Genomic DNA, 16857 nt, shown 5'->3' with positions numbered 1-16857 from the left:
ATGTAACAACTTGCCAACTAACAATGGGATAAAAATGGAAAAAAACTTTTTAAAAACAAGAACACCCGCTAAATTAATTATTTCCGGTGAACATGCAGTAGTGTATGGATATCCAGCATTAGCAGTCGCCATTAATCGTTATATGGAAGTCACCGTACGATGGACATTATTACCTTTACATTTTTCTTTTTATTTTATGGGGATCAATTTTCGTCGACAAATTACCTTGCAAACGCTTCGAAAATTAAAAAGAAAACTCAAAAACCAATATGATCAATACTGTTCTGGTCATCTGAATATTCGCGAAGTATTACAAAAACCGTTTGAATTATCGCTTTTCACTTTTATCAATGTGCTCGATCGCCTAAAAAACAAATTACCAACAGGGATTGATATCGTTACGAATTCTAACATCCCTGTGGGATATGGCATGGGATCTTCGGCGGCGAGCGTTGTTAGTTTAATTTATGCCCTCACCCAATTCCTTAATATTAATTTAAAGTTAGAAGATTATTTAATGCTAGGTATCGAATCGGAAAATTTACAACATGGTTATTCTAGTGGCCTCGACGTACATACTGTTTATCATGGTGGTTGTTTACGCTATGAAAAAGGCACCTTTGAAAAACGCACTTTTCCTGATTTTGCCGTACAATTAGTACGAACCGGTCAGCCAAAAAGCAGCAGCGGGGAATGTGTTTCACAAGTTGCTTCTTTTTTTAAGAGAAGCTCTATCGGCAACGATTTTTCCGCCGTTACGAATGCGCTTGATAAAGCTTTACAAAATGAGGATCGAGCAGAAATAAAAAACTGCATCCGCCAAAACCACCACTTATTACGAACCATTGGTGTCGTCCCTGATAAAATCAATGCTTTTATTGTAGATATAGAAAAAATTGGTGGCGCTGCAAAAATTTGTGGTGCCGGTAGTGTACGCGGTAATAATGGAGGGGCAGTACTGGTAATAACTGATAATCCTCTGATTGATTTGTCCCGACAATACGGTTACTCACTAATTTCCATTCAAACCGATAACCAGGGAACTCATGTTGTATAAAGCAAAGGCGCCCGGAAGTTTAATGTTGCTTAGTGAATATGCTGTGCTTAATAACAAAACAGCTATTGTCGCAGCTGTTGATAAATTTATTTCGGTATCTCTCATACCTCGCAACGACGACATTATTTATATCCATTCCTCTTTGGGAAAACTGACAACTAATCTCCGTCAACTACGACCTTTACCCCCTTTCGAATTTGTTTTAACAGCTTTAGCTTCAAAAAAACTATTGACAGGTTGCAACGTAATAATTAAATCGGATCTACCAAATGCTATTGGCCTAGGCAGTTCTGCTGCTGCTACCGTAACATTATTGGTTGCTCTAAATGCTTGGCTGAAAACACCACTGACAAAACAAAATTTATGGCAAGAGGCAATGAACGTTATTAGAGCTGTGCAAGGTCAAGGATCAGGTGCCGATTGTGCGGCCAGTATCTACGGCGGTGTGATTGCTTTTCGCAATCATCCATTGCACGTTATGCCACTTAAAAACAGGCCACCCATAGTGGCTATTTATTCTGGTAAAAAACTATCGACAAAGCAAGCTATCAATATTGTAAATATGCGACGTCGTCAGCAACCTACTTTTTATCAAGACATAGATGAAAAAATGAACAAACTAGCATTGAATGCGATTAGTATTATCAATACTAGTGATTGGCAAGCACTTGGGCATTTACTGAACGAAGGTCAAAAATTGATGACCACTTTAGGAGTGAATAATAAAATTTTAGATAGCTTGATTAAGCAATTGCGTGAAAAACCGTCTATTTTTGGTGCTAAAATATCTGGCTCAGGCTTGGGTGATTGTGCAATTGGCGTAGGCACGCTGTCATCAAATATATTTCCAAAAAATGCTAGTGATAAAAATATTGGTATAAAACAAATTTCATTGACTGTTACGCCGGAGGGAATCAGTACTAATGAGGCGTGAAGAAATTTTTCCACAATTACTTGATCACCAATCGAAAACTCCCGTTCAGCTTTTCGGATGCGCATTTGCACCTGCAAATATTGCTTTATGTAAATATTGGGGAAAACGGAACCTAGAATTAAACTTACCTATTACCTCAAGCTTATCCATTTCATTAAATAACAAGGGAACGTTAGCAAAAATTTCATTATCTTCAAATCAGCAACATAAATTAATTATTAATGACCAATCCCTGAACTTAGAAGCTATACCTGCCAAATATCTTTTGTCTTTTTTAGATGAATTTAGTTTCCTCACCAAAAAAGCTTACCAATTAGAATTAAATTTTAATATTCCACTTGCTGCTGGTTTCGCTTCTTCTGCTTCTACTTATGCAGCTATCGTGAAGGCTTTCGATGATTTTTTTGGCTGGCAATTAGATAAAAAATACCTTTCTATTTTAGCTCGCCTGGGTAGTGGGAGCGCTTGTCGTTCAATTTTTGATGGATTTGTAGAATGGCTATGCGGTAGAGATCCTGATGGCATGGATAGCTATGCACAACCTGTTAAAGAAACCTGGCCTGAATTTGGTATTGGTCTTTGTACTATCACAAATCAACAAAAATCTATTAGTTCCCGCGAAGGAATGAAACGCACAGTCATAAGCTCTGCTCTTTATTCATCGTGGCCTGAAAAAGTTACTCACGATCTCTTACTTTTAAAAAAATCGATTGCAGAAAAAGACTTTAATTTACTAGGAAAAATAGCTGAATCAAACGCTTTAGCTATGCACGCTACCATGCTTGCTGCATGGCCACCGCTTTTGTATTCTTCACCTAACACAATCAAATGTATGCAAAAAATATGGAAGCTCCGAGAAAATGGTTTAGTTCTTTACTTTACACAAGATGCAGGACCAAATATTAAGTTATTATTTTTAAAATCAGAAGAAGAGAAAGTAAAACAACATTTCCCCTATGTCGAGATTATTTACCCATTTGAAAATAAGCCATGATAAGTAAACAGCACGTGATGCTAGTCGATGAAAACGATCGTATTATTGGAACCGAAGAAAAAATGAAAACCCATCGTGAAGGAAAGTTGCATCGTGCTTTCTCCATTTTTATTTTTTCACGAAAAAATGATGAGCTGCAACTGTTACTGCAGCAACGTCATCCAGATAAATATCACAGTGGTGCTCTATGGAGCAATACTTGTTGTAGTCATCCTCAACCTGGAGAAGATATCGTTATCGCTAGTCAAAGACGATTGTATGAGGAAATAGGTTTAAAAATTCCTTTACAAAAAGTGGGAAAATTTCGATATACAGCACCAGTAGACCATTTAATCGAAAATGAGTACGACCATGTTTTAGTAGGGTTTAGAACGAATGAAACCATTATTCATTTTAATAAAAATGAAATCAGTGCTGTTCGTTGGATTAGCATTTATGACTTAGAAAGAGAACTTAAACAACATGCCGAAATTTTTACACCTTGGCTAGATCTTGCTTTAAAGATTGCTTTAAAAAACTTAAAGAATGTGTCATAAAAAATATAGAGGAGCAGACAAAACTTGTACAATGCCATATGTAATTATCACTTAATCATAAACAGATAAGAATTAAAGCCTATCACTCTATGGCGACTAAAATTTAGAAGAAAGAATAACCTAACAATAATCGGTTTCTTAGTTTCCTGCTTTTACAAGCATGATGTGAATAAACTAGAGACGTTTATTGGTGGATATAATCAATCAGCAAAGAACATAGAACAAAAACTGGCAATGCCGCAATAACACTATCGATACGATCAAGAATGCCGCCATGGCCAGGTAATAACTGTCCGGAATCTTTAACACCAGCTTGACGTTTAATCATACTTTCAAAAAGATCACCAATAACAGCAAAAACGATAGTAAATAGGGTGAGCAGATAGAAACGGAAGACGTGACTGAAGGGCAGATGGAAGATAACACATGCCACAGCAACTATGAGAAATGTAGAAATAATACCACCCAATAATCCCTCCCAGGTTTTTTTGGGACTGACGCGAGTAATTAAAGTATGCTTTCCCAACCACCGACCAGCAACATAAGCTCCTGTATCCATTGTCCAAACTACTGTAAAACCAAATAATAACCATCCAGGACCACCAACATTTTCATGCGAAACAGTAATGGCTAACCAACAAGGTACCAGTGTAAAAAACCCCACGACAATTTTAATCATTGAATACTGAAAGCCCAACGGAGCAAAACCAAGCGCATAACAAAAAATGGCGGCTGCGATCCATATCCAAATCACCAATGAAGCTGCTAGTATCCAAAAAACTGATAAATAATAGACAGCCCAAAGTGCCAAGGCGATCAAAAGAACGTATAATCCACGGCTATAATGATTTATTATGCCTATCAATCTAGTCCATTCCCACGCCGCCCATGCAATCACTACACCCACTAAAATCGCAAACCACGGCATTGGTAAAAACTCAATAGCTAACAGAATAATGGGAATTAATACCAATAGAGTTAAAAACCGATGTTCAAACATGTTGTTTTGCAACCTGTTCCGGTGTTAAACCAAAACGACGTTGTCGGGTGCGATAAAATGCTAGGGCTTCATCAAGTATTTTAGGATTAAAATCAGGCCAATGAATTGGACTAAAAAAAAATTCTGTGTAGGCAAATTGCCATAACATAAAATTACTCAACCGTTGTTCACCACTAGTGCGAATCAATAAATCAGGATCGGGTAAATCACTCAAGCATAATTGTTGATGAAACAAATCAGCTGTTACAGAGTCAGGGTGAATTTCTTGATTTTCTATTTTTTTTGCTATCCGACGTGCGGCTTCTACAATATCCCAACGACCACTGTAATTAAGAGCGATAATGAGTTTCAAACCTGAATTATTTTTCGTGAGTTCTTGGGAAGAATAAATTTGCGATATCAGCTTTTCGTTAAAATCCTGATGATCACCAATGATGCGCAGTTGTACGTTATTTCTATGAAGCGCTTCTGTATTACTTTCTAAGGAATCCAAAAATAAAGACATTAAAAATTTTACTTCTGACTGCGGACGTGCCAGATTTTCAAGACTGAAAGCAAAAAGGGTTAAGATATTTACACCTCTTTCTGCTACATGCTCCACCACACGACGAACCACTTTAGCGCCCGCCTGGTGGCCAGCCATACGTGGCAATCCACGACACTTAGCCCAACGTCCATTACCATCCATTACAATTGCTACATGTTGAGGCAACGAATGAGTTTCATTTTTATTTATCATATCGCATTAAATCTGCTTCTTTTTGAGAAGCCATTTTATCTACTGCCGCAACTTGTATATTCGTTAATTTCTGAATGCTATTTTGTGCATAACGTTCTTCATCTTCGCTAATTTCTTTTTCTTGCAATAATTTTTTTAATTCGTTATTTGCTTCGCGCCGAATATTTCGCACCGCCACACGCGCCTTTTCTGCTTCATGACGGACGATTCGACTGAGCTCCTTACGACGCTCTTCTGTAAGTGATGGAAGCGGAACACGGATCACTGTGCCAACGGTCACTGGATTTAATCCCAAATCAGATTTCTTAATCGACTTCTCAATTAATTCCACCATATTTTTTTCCCATGGATTTACTGCTAGTATATGAGAATTCTCAATCACGATTGTTGCGACTTGATTAAGCGACATATTGACGTTGTAATAGTTCACTTTGATGTGTTCAAGTAAACTGGGATGTGCACGACCCGTCCTTAATTTTGATAGTTCCGTTTTTAGCGCTATTACGCTTTTTTCCATGCGTAACCTTGAATTATTGATAATATGGTTAATCATATGGTATTCCTCTTCACAATACTTATTTTAACAAATCTAAAAATATCATCCTCGATCAACTAATGTACCTTCTTCTTTATTCAGGATAACGCGAAGCAACGTTCCTGCTTTATGAATATTAAAAATACGCAAAGACATATTGTGATCCCGACATTGACAAAAGGCTGCTAAGTCCATGATAGCCAGTTCTTTTTCTAAAGCCTCTTGATAAGTTAAATGTTTATATAATTTTGCTGCTGGATTTTTTGCGGGATCTTCAGAATAGACACCATCAACGTTTGTGGCTTTTAATACTACATCAGCACCTATCTCAATGCCTCGTAGACTCGCCGCAGAATCTGTAGTTACTAAAGGATTTCCGGTTCCCGCCGCAAAGATGACGACTCTCCCTTGTTGTAGATGGTGAATCGCCTTTCTACGATGAAAAGTATCAGCAACTCCTGTCATCGGAATCGCTGATAAAATTCGAACTGGCAAGTTGGAATACTCAAAAGCATCATGCAAAGCCAATGCGTTCATCAACGTCGCTAGCATACCCATATAATCACCCGTAATCCGATTGATACCGGCTTTTTGTAATGCCGCACCGCGAAAGAAATTACCTCCTCCAATCACAATTGCGATTTGAACACCTAATTGGTATACCTGAGCAACTTCTTTAGCTATACGACTTAAAATACAAGGGTCGATTGCGTGAGAGCCTTCCCATACAAGCGCTTCTCCACTTATCTTCAGAAGGAGACGTCGATAAAGCGGTTGAGATCCATCGCTCATTAACGATTCCTTTGCACTTGCGCCATCACTTCGCTGGCAAAATTCCGTGTTTTTTTTTCGATGCCTGCGCCAACTTCAAAGCGAATAAATTCACATACCTTCACCTTTTCCAACTTCAATAAATCACCAACAGAAATTTTGGAATCCATGATAAATGGTTGCTCTTCTAAGCTAACTTCCTTCAATAATTTATTTAACTGTCCAGTAACCATTTTTTCGATAATGTCTGCAGGTTTTTCACTTTTTTTGGCTTGAGCTAACAAATTTTTTTTTTCCTTTTTTAAAAATGCTGCAGGTACTTGATCGATACTAATCGCTTGTGGTTGAAAAGCTGCAATATGCATAGCAATGCTTTTTGGCAAAGTGGATTTACTACTGGAATCAAGTGTGACTAAAACACCAATACGACTGCCATGACGATAATGTCCCACTATACCATCCTTTGCAGATAAAAAAGCGACACGGCGGATTTGGATATTTTCACCAACCTTATTGATGAGTTCTATTCTTACATCATCAATAGTAGATAAGGTATGAGAATCTACTGGCAACGCTAATAATGAAGCCACATCTTCTATGTTCTTCTCTAATCCACGTTTTGCTATATTCTCAGTAAACAGAACAAAGCTAGCATCACGCGCAACGAAATCGGTTTCACTATTGACTTCTGCCATAAAGGCCTTTTTTTGATCAGAACTAATGGCAATGATGACCATACCTTCCGCAGCTGTTTTATTTGCCCATTTAACTGCCTTTGCTGCACCAATTCTACGCAAAATGTCAATCGCTTCCTCTAAATCACCATTAGATTCTTGTAAAGCTTTTTTACAAGCCATCATTGCAGCGTTCGTACGGTCACGTAATTCTTTTACCATAGCTGCTGTAATTGTTGTCATTAATCATACTCCATAATATTACACATCATCCAATTTCGTTTCATGATTAGCCAACAAAATCTAAGTTACTAAGCTCGATGTTTTCTGGGTTTCGCTGTTGTTGTCGGTCTCATAAAATAATTAAAGTGATAACATGTTTATTTAGATTCCTATCCTTGCTTCATTTGTACCTTCCTAGATTATTATTTCTTCTATTGCTAATTTTATAGCTTTTTTTTCTGAATCTCTGACAGTTGACTGTTCGGTTCCGTTAGTACTTTTTCTAATGTCCTTTCAGCGGTTTCCCCTTCTGTTACTTTGGCCTTTTTAGTGACGACTGTCTTAACGGTCATTTTCACTTTAGTGCTTTCCTTTTCTTTTAATCGTTCTTCCTTCTCCGATTTCAAAGCACTTTGAGCATCGATAATAGCATCTGCCACTACCTCACAATAAAGGCGAATGGCGCGAATAGCATCGTCATTACCTGGAATTACATAATCGATATTATCTGGATTGGCATTTGTATCGACGATTGCAACAACGGGAATTCCTAAACGATTAGCTTCTTTAATAGCAATTTTTTCATGGCCAGCGTCGACAACAAACAATATATCGGGTAAGCTGCCCATATTTTTAATACCAGATAAATTAGCTGAAAGTTTCTCTTTCTCACGCATAAGATTCAAAATTTCTTTCTTCGTCATACCCATCAGAATTTCTTCGTTTTCTATACATTCCTCAAGTGCTTTTAAGCGTTTAATTGATTGACGAATGGTTTTATAGTTGGTCAACATGCCCCCCAGCCAACGATGATCTACATAAGGCATACCACAACGCGTAGCTTCTTCCTTTATAATTTCACGTGCTGCAAATTTGGTACCTACAAATAATATTTTTCCCCGCTTCGAAGCAATATTTTTTATGAATTTCAGTGCATGATGAAAAAGTAGTAAGGTGTCTTCAAGATTAATAATGTGGATCTTTTGATGAGATCCATAAATATAAGGTTCCATTTTAGGATTCCAATTTTGAGTTTGGTGCCCAAAATGAACGCCAGCCTCTAGCATTTGACGCATGGTTATCATAGTCATCAATATCTCCGGATTAACATGCCTATACCTATCTTATAAAATGATCTGCCACAAGAGCAGACACCCGAAATTATGTGCTGATAGATGTGTGTACTTTGCCGCAGAGTTTATACCATAGACGAAGCATAGGAACAAGGCTATACTTCCCACATGCAGCTACTAATTAAGACACCAGAAGAACTGGAAAAGATGCGTATAGCAGGACGAATGGCAGCTGAAGTACTTGAAATGATTGAACCTTACGTTAAGCCTGGAATAACAACTGACGAGCTGAATACAATTTGTCATCATTATATCACTGAAATACAACAGGCAATTCCTGCACCCCTTAATTATCAGGGCTTTCCAAAATCCATTTGTACCTCCGTTAATCAAGTGGTTTGTCATGGCATTCCTAATGAAAAAAAATTAAGAGAAGGCGATATTATCAACATCGACGTAACAGTGCTCAAAGACAGTTATCATGGCGATACCAGCAAAATGTTTGCCGTTGGCAAAATTGCTTTGCATGCAGCACGCTTAGTTCGTGTGACACAGGAGTGTCTTTATATCGGAATTGCAATGATTAAACCTGGGGTACAGCTAGGAGATGTGGGCGCTGCTATTCAAAGACACGCTGAAAAAAATCATTATTCTGTTGTTCGTGAATATTGTGGCCATGGAATCGGCAGTGTTTTTCACGAACCAGAATTGCAAATTCTCCACTACGGAAAACCTGGTACAGGAATTATTTTGGAGCCCGGTATGACATTTACGATCGAACCGATGATTAATGCCGGAAAGCGACATGTAAAATTACTTAATAATCACTGGACGGTCGTCACGAAAGATCGTCGTTTATCTGCTCAATGGGAGCATACATTGGCAGTCACTAAAGATGGCTGTGAGATTTTTACTTTAAGAAAAGAAGAAATTAAGGGAATTCATACTAGCGGAAAAGGATAGGGAATTTTTATACCTAAAGCTGAATTAATACTACTTGATGCTACTGTACTTGATGCTACTGTGTATTAATATTTTTACTCTTCTTTATATATCTCTTTAAAAAAACATCAGATCCAGTTAAAAAACGACCCTAGTTAAAACACCAATCTGGCTAAAACACTAATAGCGTTATACATCAGTAACGACTTTACTAATCGAAAATGCATAATAGATTAGACAAATACGGATGGCTGTAAAAGTCATTACCCTAGTTGGTTTTTTATCGTCGCCTAAATTTTGGCCAACATCATCTGCAGTAGATCATGCTACTAAATCTCATTTTTAAAAATTTAAAAACTAATTAGCATATCGATTATTTTATAAACTATTAATCTTAAAAGTTGCTAGCTATCTTGACGACATGTACCTAAAATAAGCTTACTTAGAGATCAAAAAAATTTCTCTTGACTATAATATCCACTTTCATAATATGTCGCGCAACGGCATAATATGCTAATTCTGCCCTAATTTCTTCTCATGAAGGGAACGTATGAAGCAGAAAGCATAGCCTTATTACCATCTTATTACCATTAGGGATAAGATGTCCTATCTATTAGGAATCATTGTAATAAATGACAAACCATAATGGTCTTTACGAGCTCATATTTCTTTATGGTATAATCAATTAATGACATATTTAGTCGCGATAGGATTTCATGGTTTGAACACATTAGTGCAGCAATTAAAGCGTGTCGAATATAAGTAAAGGAAAGAAAATTATGATTTGTTATTTTAATCAATATAATGATCATAACCCATAAAGAATCACTTTATAAAGAATCGTTTTTTGAGACAGGCTAAAGCATTCCTAGCAATCTTAATCTCACCGTAATAATGATCCGCTACACATCCCATTACTCAATGCCTTGCTAAATTGAATCAAAAACGGATAAGAGAAATAGAAGGAAATCATTTCTTCCCTCCACAGAAAAAGCAACTTAATGAAAATGAGAATAATGGCTGAACACAATCTTTTAGATTATAATGGCAAATCGGATAAACGAAAGGTAAAAGGAATATATTAAGATTTGACCTAAGGTAAGAATACTAACACTTGCTTTCCAACCAACAATAGCCCTTTCTTTGTCAAAAGATCGACCAACCTGTAACCTCTGCAACCCTCTTACCAATTTCAGCAGGAGATTTTACTGTGAATACACCAGCGGATTCTAGGGCAGTGTATTTATTCGCAGCGGTTCCTTTTCCGCCAGTAATAATCGCTCCTGCATGACCCATACGTTTGCCTAAAGGGGCTGTCACACCAGCAACATAGGAGATAACAGGTTTTGTCACATTAGATTTGATAAATGCAGCCGCCTCTTCTTCCGCTATTCCACCAATTTCACCCACCATAATAATCGCCTCTGTTTGTGAATCTTTTTCAAAGAGCTCTAAAATATCAACGAAGTTGGTGCCAAGGATAACGTCACCACCGATACCCACACAAGTACTTTGACCAAAGCCCAATTGCGTAGTTTGATTCACGGCTTCATAAGTTAGTGTTCCAGAACGAGATACAATACCCACCTTACCACGTTGATTAATATATCCAGGCATAATACCAATTTTGCATTCATTTGGCGTAATGATACCTGGACAATTTGGACCAATAAGACGGACTTTGGGATGTTGTTGGAGATAAGCTTTGATTTCTAGCATATCAAGTACAGGTATACCTTCTGTAATACAAACAATTAACCGAACTCCAGCATCGATCGCTTCAAAAATAGAATCTTTGCAGAAAGGCGCAGGAACAAAAGTCACTGTAGCATCAGCACCTGTTTTTTCAACCGCTTCATGAACACTATTGAATACAGGTAAATCTAAATTCGATTGACTGCCCTTGCCAGGTGTGACTCCACCAACCATTTTTGTACCATATTTTATTGCTTCTCCTGAATGAAAAGTACCCTGTTTACCTGTGAACCCCTGACAAATAACTTTTGTTTCTTTGTTAATTAATATACTCATTATGTTGTCGCCTTTACTTGATTGACGATTCGTTCTGCTGCATCAACAAAATTTTTTGCAGCAATAATATTCATACTGCTACCTATGAGTTTTTTCGTACCTAATTGCGCATTGTTACCTTCTAGACGAACCACAACAGGTACATCAACGCCTACTTCTTTCATAGCACTAACAATACCATCGGCAATTAGGTCGCACCGAACAATGCCACCAAAAATATTGACTAAAATTCCTTTAATGTTTTTATCTGATACAATGATCTTAAAGGCTTCCGCTACGCGTTCTTTCGTAGCGTTTCCACCTACATCAAGAAAATTAGCTGGCTCACCACCCACTAATTTAATGAGATCCATCGTAGCCATGGCAAGGCCTGCACCGTTAACCATACAACCAATATTACCATCCAGTTTGATATAGCTTAATGCCCATTGCTGTGCCAGCGTTTCATATTTATTTTCCTGACTGGTATCGTACATTTCGTGCAATTCAGCCTGACGATAAAGTGCGTTATCATCAACATTTAATTTTGCATCCAAGCAAATCAATTTACCAGTATCTGTAATAATCAACGGATTAATTTCTAATAAATTCAAATCTCGTTCGATAAACAATCGGTATAAACTCATTAAAATAGTAGTGAAATCATGCATGTATTTAGGGTCTAAATGTAGACTAAAAAATAATTTACGGCATTGAAAAGGTTGTAATCCAATAGAAGGATCTATGATGATTTTCAATATTTTTTCTGGTGACTCTGTAGCTACTTGCTCAATTTCAATACCACCTTCGCTTGAAACCATAAAAATAATACGCTGGGATACACAATCTATAACAGCACCTAAATAAAATTCACTGACAATATTGGAAGTTTTTTCAATAAGCACTTGATTGACTGGCTGCCCATGTTTATCTGTTTGAGAAGTTACTAATCGTTTACCTAATAAAGCATTAACCGCTTCTTTTAATTCTTCTTTTCCTTTCACTAAGCGCACACCACCTGCTTTTCCCCGACCACCGGCATGTACCTGCGCTTTGACCACCCAACGGTCACCGCCAATCTTTCTAGCTACATCAATAGCAGCATCAAGATTAAAAACCACTTCACCCTTAGGCACAGGGATAGCATATTTTTTTAATAGGTGTTTTGACTGGTACTCATGTAAGTTCATTTTGCTCCTTTATTGTGAATATAAAGCCTTATAATTCATAGCCTCCTCGTATCTCTCTCCAAAATCAGAGATTTAGGACGAAGTCCCGTCTTCTGCAGGGTTATTTAATGAGATATTATGTACATCTTTTCATGTTACCTTCGCGGTCTTTTAGGGATAGTGAAGGGGACAACTTTTTTCATCACTCACCCTTTCGCCTAGACTGCGTAGATTACGATAAGCCGTAGGATGTTGTTTAAAACCCTAACAACATTCGTACAGGATCTTCCAAAATTTCTTTAATAGTAACTAAAAATAAGATGGCCTCACGACCGTCAATTACTCGGTGGTCATAAGATACGGCCACCATCATAATTGGTCGAACAACAATTTCACCATTTTCAGCTATAGGACGCTCGACGATTTTATGCGTGCCTAAAATAGCTGTTTGTGGCGGATTAATAATCGGCGTTGATAATAACGAACCGTAGGTGCCTCCATTAGTTATAGTAAATGTACCGCCAGTTAACTCATCAATAGTTAAGTGTCCTTCTTGGGCACGTGATGCAAATTCACAAATCTGTTTTTCAATCTCCGCCATGCTCATATTTTCAGCGTTTCTAAGGATAGGCACAACTAATCCTCGTTTTGTACCAATGGCAATGCCAATATCATAATAATTATGATAAATAATATCGCTACCATCAATGGAAGCATTTACCATCGGAAATTGTTTTAAAGCTTCAATGGCCGCTTTTGTAAAAAATGACATGAATCCCAACCGAACATTGAATTTCTTTTCAAACCTATTGCGATATTTTTCGCGCAAATCCATAACTGATTTCATGTTAATTTCGTTAAAGGTCGTCAGTAACGCTGCTTCATGTTGCACTTGTACTAGTCGTTTCGCGATACGTTGTCGAATGTGAGAAAGAGAAACGCGTCTTTCAGTTCTTGCGCCCCCTGTAGTAACTTCTTTCTTAATCGATTTTTCTTTTTGTGCCTCTGATTGTGTCTCTAAATAATCTTTTACATCCTTTTTGGTAAGACGACCATTTCTTCCACTGCCTTCAATTTTAGCAACATCAATTTCTTTTTCAGCCACCAATCGACGAACGGCTGGACTAAATTCTTCGTCAATTTTTCCTTTTACTTCTTTTAACAAAACCAACAATTGATTGGTTTTAACTATTTCGCCCTCTTTAACTTTAATTTCCTCAATAAGACCATTCTTTGGTGCAAGCACTTCAAGCATAACTTTATCTGTCTCTAAATCAACGAGATTGTCGTCACGAGCAACAAAATCACCCTTTTTTTTGTACCATTTGGCTATTGTAGCGTCACTGACCGATTCAGGAAGTGTAGGTACTTTAATTTCAATCATCATTTTGGATTTCCTCTTCAAGAGCTAACGCTTGATTAATTAATTGCTTTTGTAATTTTAAGAACATCGCTGTACAACCTACCGATGGTGCTGCCGAAGCGGGTCGCCCTACATATTCTAACATCTGATCTTCCCGTATACATTTCATCAATCGGTGGTACGTGTAAAACCAAGCTCCTTGATTTTTAGGTTCTTCCTGGCACCAGATAATCTGTTTCGCATTTAAATACTTTTTTAATTCTGCTTTTAGCTCATCATAGGGAAACGGATAGAGTTGTTCAATACGAATCAGGGCAATGTAATTTTGCCTATATTTACGATGTTGGATCAGTAAATCGTAGTACACTTTACCACTGCACAACACAATACGTTTAATTTTTTCTGCCTTGTGTTTATCATTTCCTGGAATTAGTAATCTTAATTGGCCATGTGCTAAATCATCTAATGATGATACAGCCAACTTATTGCGTAACAGACTTTTCGGTGTCATCACAATTAATGGCTTGCGACAGGGACGCAATACCTGACGTCTCAACAGATGAAAAATCTGTGCAGGTGTCGTAGGCGTACAAACTTGTATATTATTTTGCGCACATAATTGCAAATATCGCTCTAAACGAGCGGATGAATGTTCAGGCCCTTTACCCTCATAACCATGAGGCAAAAACATGACCAATCCTGATAAACGCTTCCATTTTTGGTATCCTGAACTAATGAATTGATCGATAATAACCTGAGCCACATTAGCAAAATCACCAAATTGCGCTTCCCAAATAATGAGCGCATTAGGAGCTGAGGTTGAGTAACCATACTCAAATCCTAAAGCACCATTTTCACATAGCAGTGAATCATAATTATAAAATCTTGTTTGTTTATTATTTAAGTATTTTAAAGGTACATATTCTTTTCCAGTGTGCTGATCAAACACAGTGGCATGACGATGAAAAAACGTACCTCGACGAGAATCCTGTCCCACCAGACGCACTAGATAACCTTCTTCCAATAAAGCTGAATAAGCCATCATTTCAGCAAATCCCCAATCTATTGGCGTTTCTCCTTTAACCATTTCAAGGCGCATATGATACAGTTCAGCAATTTTACGATGAGGATTTATGGTTTTCGGTAAAGTAAAAAACTTTTTTCCAATCGTTTTTAATTTTTCTAAAGAGACACTCGTATCAATTACTGTATCACATGTCTGCCCTAGAAAAGTCGCCCAGTTAGTAGCATAATGCGCTGACAATCCTTCAGAAAGGATTTCCGGCAGTTGAGATTCTTGATCGAGACGATCACGATAATTTGCGATCCATTGATCGACTTCCGTATCCGTACAGATTTTTTGATTAATCAGTAAGTTAGCATATAACACACGAGTGGTAGGATGTTCACGAATGCTTTTATACATCAATGGTTGTGTTGGGACAGGATCGTCCACTTCCTGATGACCACGACGGCGATAGCAAACAAGATCGATAAATACATCTTTGTGAAAAGTCATTCGATAATCAAGCGCCAATTGTATCACAACAATTACAGCTTCAGGATCATCTCCATTTACATGGAATATGGGTGAATCCAGCATTTTTGCGACGTCAGAACAATACATTGATGAACGTGCATCATTAGGATTGCTTGTTGTAAAGCCTATTTGATTATTTAAAATAATATGGATTGTACCGCCAACATTGTAGGCACGTGTCTGAGACATACCAAGCGTTTCCATTACAATGCCTTCACCAGAAAAGGAAGCATCACCATGAATCATAACTGCCATAGCATAATCGTGATTTTGTCTATTTTGTCTTTCTTGACGTGCACGCACGGAACCCATCACTACAGGACCAATAAATTCTAGATGAGAAGGATTAAACGCCAAGGATACATGAATAGGACCTTCGTTTGTTTTTATGTCTCGCGAATAACCTCGATGATATTTTACGTCGCCAGACGTTAGATCGTGGTCATGCTTACCTTCAACTCCTTGAAATAATTCAACAACCGATTGGCCCATAATATTTAACAATACATTGATACGTCCTCGATGTGCCATACAAATAATGATTTCTTCTAGTCCCTTATGTTTAGCGCGCTTAATTAGCTCATAAAGTAATGGAATTAAACTATCACTGCCTTCTAAAGAATAACGTACTTGTGCAACGTATTTAGTATCCAAATACTTCTCCAGCGTTTCTGCCGCGATCAGTTGTTGCAAAATATTTCGTTTAATTTCTTTATCAAATCCAAGTAATGGTAATCTATGTTCCACATAATCTTGCAGCCAATGGCATTCATGCTCATCCAAAATCGTACTGTATTGCATTCCAATAGAACCGCAATAAATTTCTCGCAAACACATATAAATTTCTTTTAAGGTAGCTTGTGGTTTATCCATTAAGCCATCAGTTGAGAAGATTTTATCGAAATCAGATTCTGATAAACCATGGTGACTAAGTTTTAAACGAGAATCAATCGGTCGATCATTGCCGAGGGGGTTTATTTTTGCATTCAAATGACCAAAACGGCGATAAGCTTCAATTAATAAACTAACACCTGCCTGTTGTTTTGCAGAGGGTGTGATTAATGGCAGTGTGGTGCGTTGAGTTAATTGTAAATATGGATCCTGAATAACCGCATACGCAATGTCATCTGTCGATATACCACTATTAAGTAGTGATTGAAAATAATGCCGCCATTCTTTATCAACGTTATTGGGGTCTTCGAGAAAATTCTCGTAAAGAGTTTCTATATAGTCAACATTGTTGTCCACTAGATACGAAGTTTGTTGAAACTGTTCCATTGGTGTTAATTTTTGCATAA

At 37.5% G+C, this 16857-nt stretch carries 15 protein-coding genes; 5 read left to right on the top strand and 10 right to left on the bottom strand.

Translation table 11 applies throughout. The features are described 5' to 3' along the window. Nucleotides 1-34: 34 nt before the first annotated feature. From mvk to idi, 4 genes are read left to right on the top strand one after another with little or no spacing between them, the layout of a single operon-like run. Nucleotides 35-1057: a mevalonate kinase gene (gene mvk, locus CEAn_RS00740; protein WP_211923940.1), complete on the top strand. Its 1023-nt coding sequence runs from the start codon at nt 35-37 to the stop codon at nt 1055-1057. Further along, on the top strand, nt 1047-1991 hold the full coding sequence (locus CEAn_RS00735; protein ID WP_211923939.1) for a mevalonate kinase family protein: 945 nt from the start codon (nt 1047-1049) through the stop codon (nt 1989-1991). Before mvk ends, CEAn_RS00735 begins: the two co-directional genes overlap by 11 nt. Further along, on the top strand, nt 1981-2985 hold the full coding sequence (gene mvaD, locus CEAn_RS00730) for a diphosphomevalonate decarboxylase (RefSeq protein ID WP_244670089.1): 1005 nt from the start codon (nt 1981-1983) through the stop codon (nt 2983-2985). The genes CEAn_RS00735 and mvaD overlap by 11 nt, the downstream gene beginning before the upstream one ends. 17 nt (nt 2986-3002) lie before the next feature. Further along, the gene (gene idi / locus CEAn_RS03615) at nt 3003-3521 is read left to right on the top strand and encodes an isopentenyl-diphosphate Delta-isomerase (protein ID WP_244670088.1); all 519 of its coding nucleotides are present in this window, start codon (nt 3003-3005) and stop codon (nt 3519-3521) included. A 184-nt stretch (nt 3522-3705) separates the two neighbouring features. Here idi and CEAn_RS00725 read toward each other — a convergent pair whose 3' ends face one another. The 6 genes from CEAn_RS00725 to rpsB all read right to left on the bottom strand — a co-directional run bounded on the left by CEAn_RS00725 (nt 3706) and on the right by rpsB (nt 8553). Then, a complete protein-coding gene (locus tag CEAn_RS00725) occupies nt 3706-4521 on the bottom strand; it encodes a phosphatidate cytidylyltransferase (RefSeq protein WP_244670087.1) in 816 nt (271 codons plus the stop codon). Next, entirely contained in the window at nt 4514-5260 is a 747-nt protein-coding gene (uppS, locus tag CEAn_RS00720) for an undecaprenyl pyrophosphate synthase (protein WP_211923937.1), read from the bottom strand. The genes CEAn_RS00725 and uppS overlap by 8 nt, the downstream gene beginning before the upstream one ends. Further along, nucleotides 5250-5813 (bottom strand): ribosome recycling factor, encoded by a 564-nt coding sequence (gene frr, locus CEAn_RS00715; protein WP_211923936.1) that lies wholly within the window; start codon nt 5811-5813, stop codon nt 5250-5252. The genes uppS and frr overlap by 11 nt, the downstream gene beginning before the upstream one ends. 45 nt (nt 5814-5858) lie before the next feature. Further along, on the bottom strand, nt 5859-6587 hold the full coding sequence (gene pyrH, locus CEAn_RS00710; RefSeq protein WP_211923935.1) for a UMP kinase: 729 nt from the start codon (nt 6585-6587) through the stop codon (nt 5859-5861). Further along, on the bottom strand, nt 6587-7483 hold the full coding sequence (gene tsf / locus CEAn_RS00705) for a translation elongation factor Ts (protein WP_211923934.1): 897 nt from the start codon (nt 7481-7483) through the stop codon (nt 6587-6589). Before tsf ends, pyrH begins: the two co-directional genes overlap by 1 nt. Nucleotides 7484-7686: 203 nt before the next feature. Next, entirely contained in the window at nt 7687-8553 is an 867-nt protein-coding gene (rpsB, locus tag CEAn_RS00700; protein ID WP_211923933.1) for a 30S ribosomal protein S2, read from the bottom strand. 150 nt (nt 8554-8703) lie between these two features. On the opposite strand from rpsB, the gene map reads away from it, so the two are divergent. Then, a complete protein-coding gene (gene map, locus CEAn_RS00695) occupies nt 8704-9498 on the top strand; it encodes a type I methionyl aminopeptidase (protein ID WP_211923932.1) in 795 nt (264 codons plus the stop codon). A 1125-nt stretch (nt 9499-10623) separates the two neighbouring features. Here map and sucD read toward each other — a convergent pair. From sucD to CEAn_RS00675, 4 genes are all read right to left on the bottom strand, one after another. Then, entirely contained in the window at nt 10624-11508 is an 885-nt protein-coding gene (sucD, locus tag CEAn_RS00690) for a succinate--CoA ligase subunit alpha (RefSeq protein WP_211923931.1), read from the bottom strand. Next, the gene (gene sucC, locus CEAn_RS00685) at nt 11508-12677 is read right to left on the bottom strand and encodes an ADP-forming succinate--CoA ligase subunit beta (protein WP_211923930.1); all 1170 of its coding nucleotides are present in this window, start codon (nt 12675-12677) and stop codon (nt 11508-11510) included. Before sucC ends, sucD begins: the two co-directional genes overlap by 1 nt. Before the next feature lie 235 nt (nt 12678-12912). After that, nucleotides 12913-14043: a 2-oxoglutarate dehydrogenase complex dihydrolipoyllysine-residue succinyltransferase gene (gene odhB, locus CEAn_RS00680; RefSeq protein ID WP_211923929.1), complete on the bottom strand. Its 1131-nt coding sequence runs from the start codon at nt 14041-14043 to the stop codon at nt 12913-12915. Then, a complete protein-coding gene (locus CEAn_RS00675; RefSeq protein ID WP_211923928.1) occupies nt 14033-16855 on the bottom strand; it encodes a 2-oxoglutarate dehydrogenase E1 component in 2823 nt (940 codons plus the stop codon). The genes odhB and CEAn_RS00675 overlap by 11 nt, the downstream gene beginning before the upstream one ends. Nucleotides 16856-16857 lie beyond the last annotated feature (2 nt).

The sequence above is a fragment of the Coxiella endosymbiont of Amblyomma nuttalli genome, from assembly GCF_018107685.1.
In the GTDB taxonomy this organism is placed as follows: domain Bacteria; phylum Pseudomonadota; class Gammaproteobacteria; order Coxiellales; family Coxiellaceae; genus Coxiella.
This window is presented reverse-complemented; position numbering and strand designations above follow the sequence as displayed.

Bases quoted from the DNA above. Each gene is read 5' to 3' on its own strand.
- idi (WP_244670088.1), top strand. From the start codon at position 3,003: ATGCTAGTCGATGAAAACGATCGTATTATTGGAACCGAAGAAAAAATG.
- uppS (WP_211923937.1), bottom strand. From the start codon at position 5,260: ATGATAAATAAAAATGAAACTCATTCGTTGCCTCAACATGTAGCAATT.
- CEAn_RS00735 (WP_211923939.1), top strand. From the start codon at position 1,047: ATGTTGTATAAAGCAAAGGCGCCCGGAAGTTTAATGTTGCTTAGTGAA.
- pyrH (WP_211923935.1), bottom strand. From the start codon at position 6,587: ATGAGCGATGGATCTCAACCGCTTTATCGACGTCTCCTTCTGAAGATA.
- frr (WP_211923936.1), bottom strand. From the start codon at position 5,813: ATGATTAACCATATTATCAATAATTCAAGGTTACGCATGGAAAAAAGC.
- mvaD (WP_244670089.1), top strand. From the start codon at position 1,981: ATGAGGCGTGAAGAAATTTTTCCACAATTACTTGATCACCAATCGAAA.
- map (WP_211923932.1), top strand. From the start codon at position 8,704: ATGCAGCTACTAATTAAGACACCAGAAGAACTGGAAAAGATGCGTATA.
- CEAn_RS00725 (WP_244670087.1), bottom strand. From the start codon at position 4,521: ATGTTTGAACATCGGTTTTTAACTCTATTGGTATTAATTCCCATTATT.
- tsf (WP_211923934.1), bottom strand. From the start codon at position 7,483: ATGACAACAATTACAGCAGCTATGGTAAAAGAATTACGTGACCGTACG.
- sucC (WP_211923930.1), bottom strand. From the start codon at position 12,677: ATGAACTTACATGAGTACCAGTCAAAACACCTATTAAAAAAATATGCT.
- mvk (WP_211923940.1), top strand. From the start codon at position 35: ATGGAAAAAAACTTTTTAAAAACAAGAACACCCGCTAAATTAATTATT.
- rpsB (WP_211923933.1), bottom strand. From the start codon at position 8,553: ATGACTATGATAACCATGCGTCAAATGCTAGAGGCTGGCGTTCATTTT.
- odhB (WP_211923929.1), bottom strand. From the start codon at position 14,043: ATGATGATTGAAATTAAAGTACCTACACTTCCTGAATCGGTCAGTGAC.
- CEAn_RS00675 (WP_211923928.1), bottom strand. From the start codon at position 16,855: ATGCAAAAATTAACACCAATGGAACAGTTTCAACAAACTTCGTATCTA.
- sucD (WP_211923931.1), bottom strand. From the start codon at position 11,508: ATGAGTATATTAATTAACAAAGAAACAAAAGTTATTTGTCAGGGGTTC.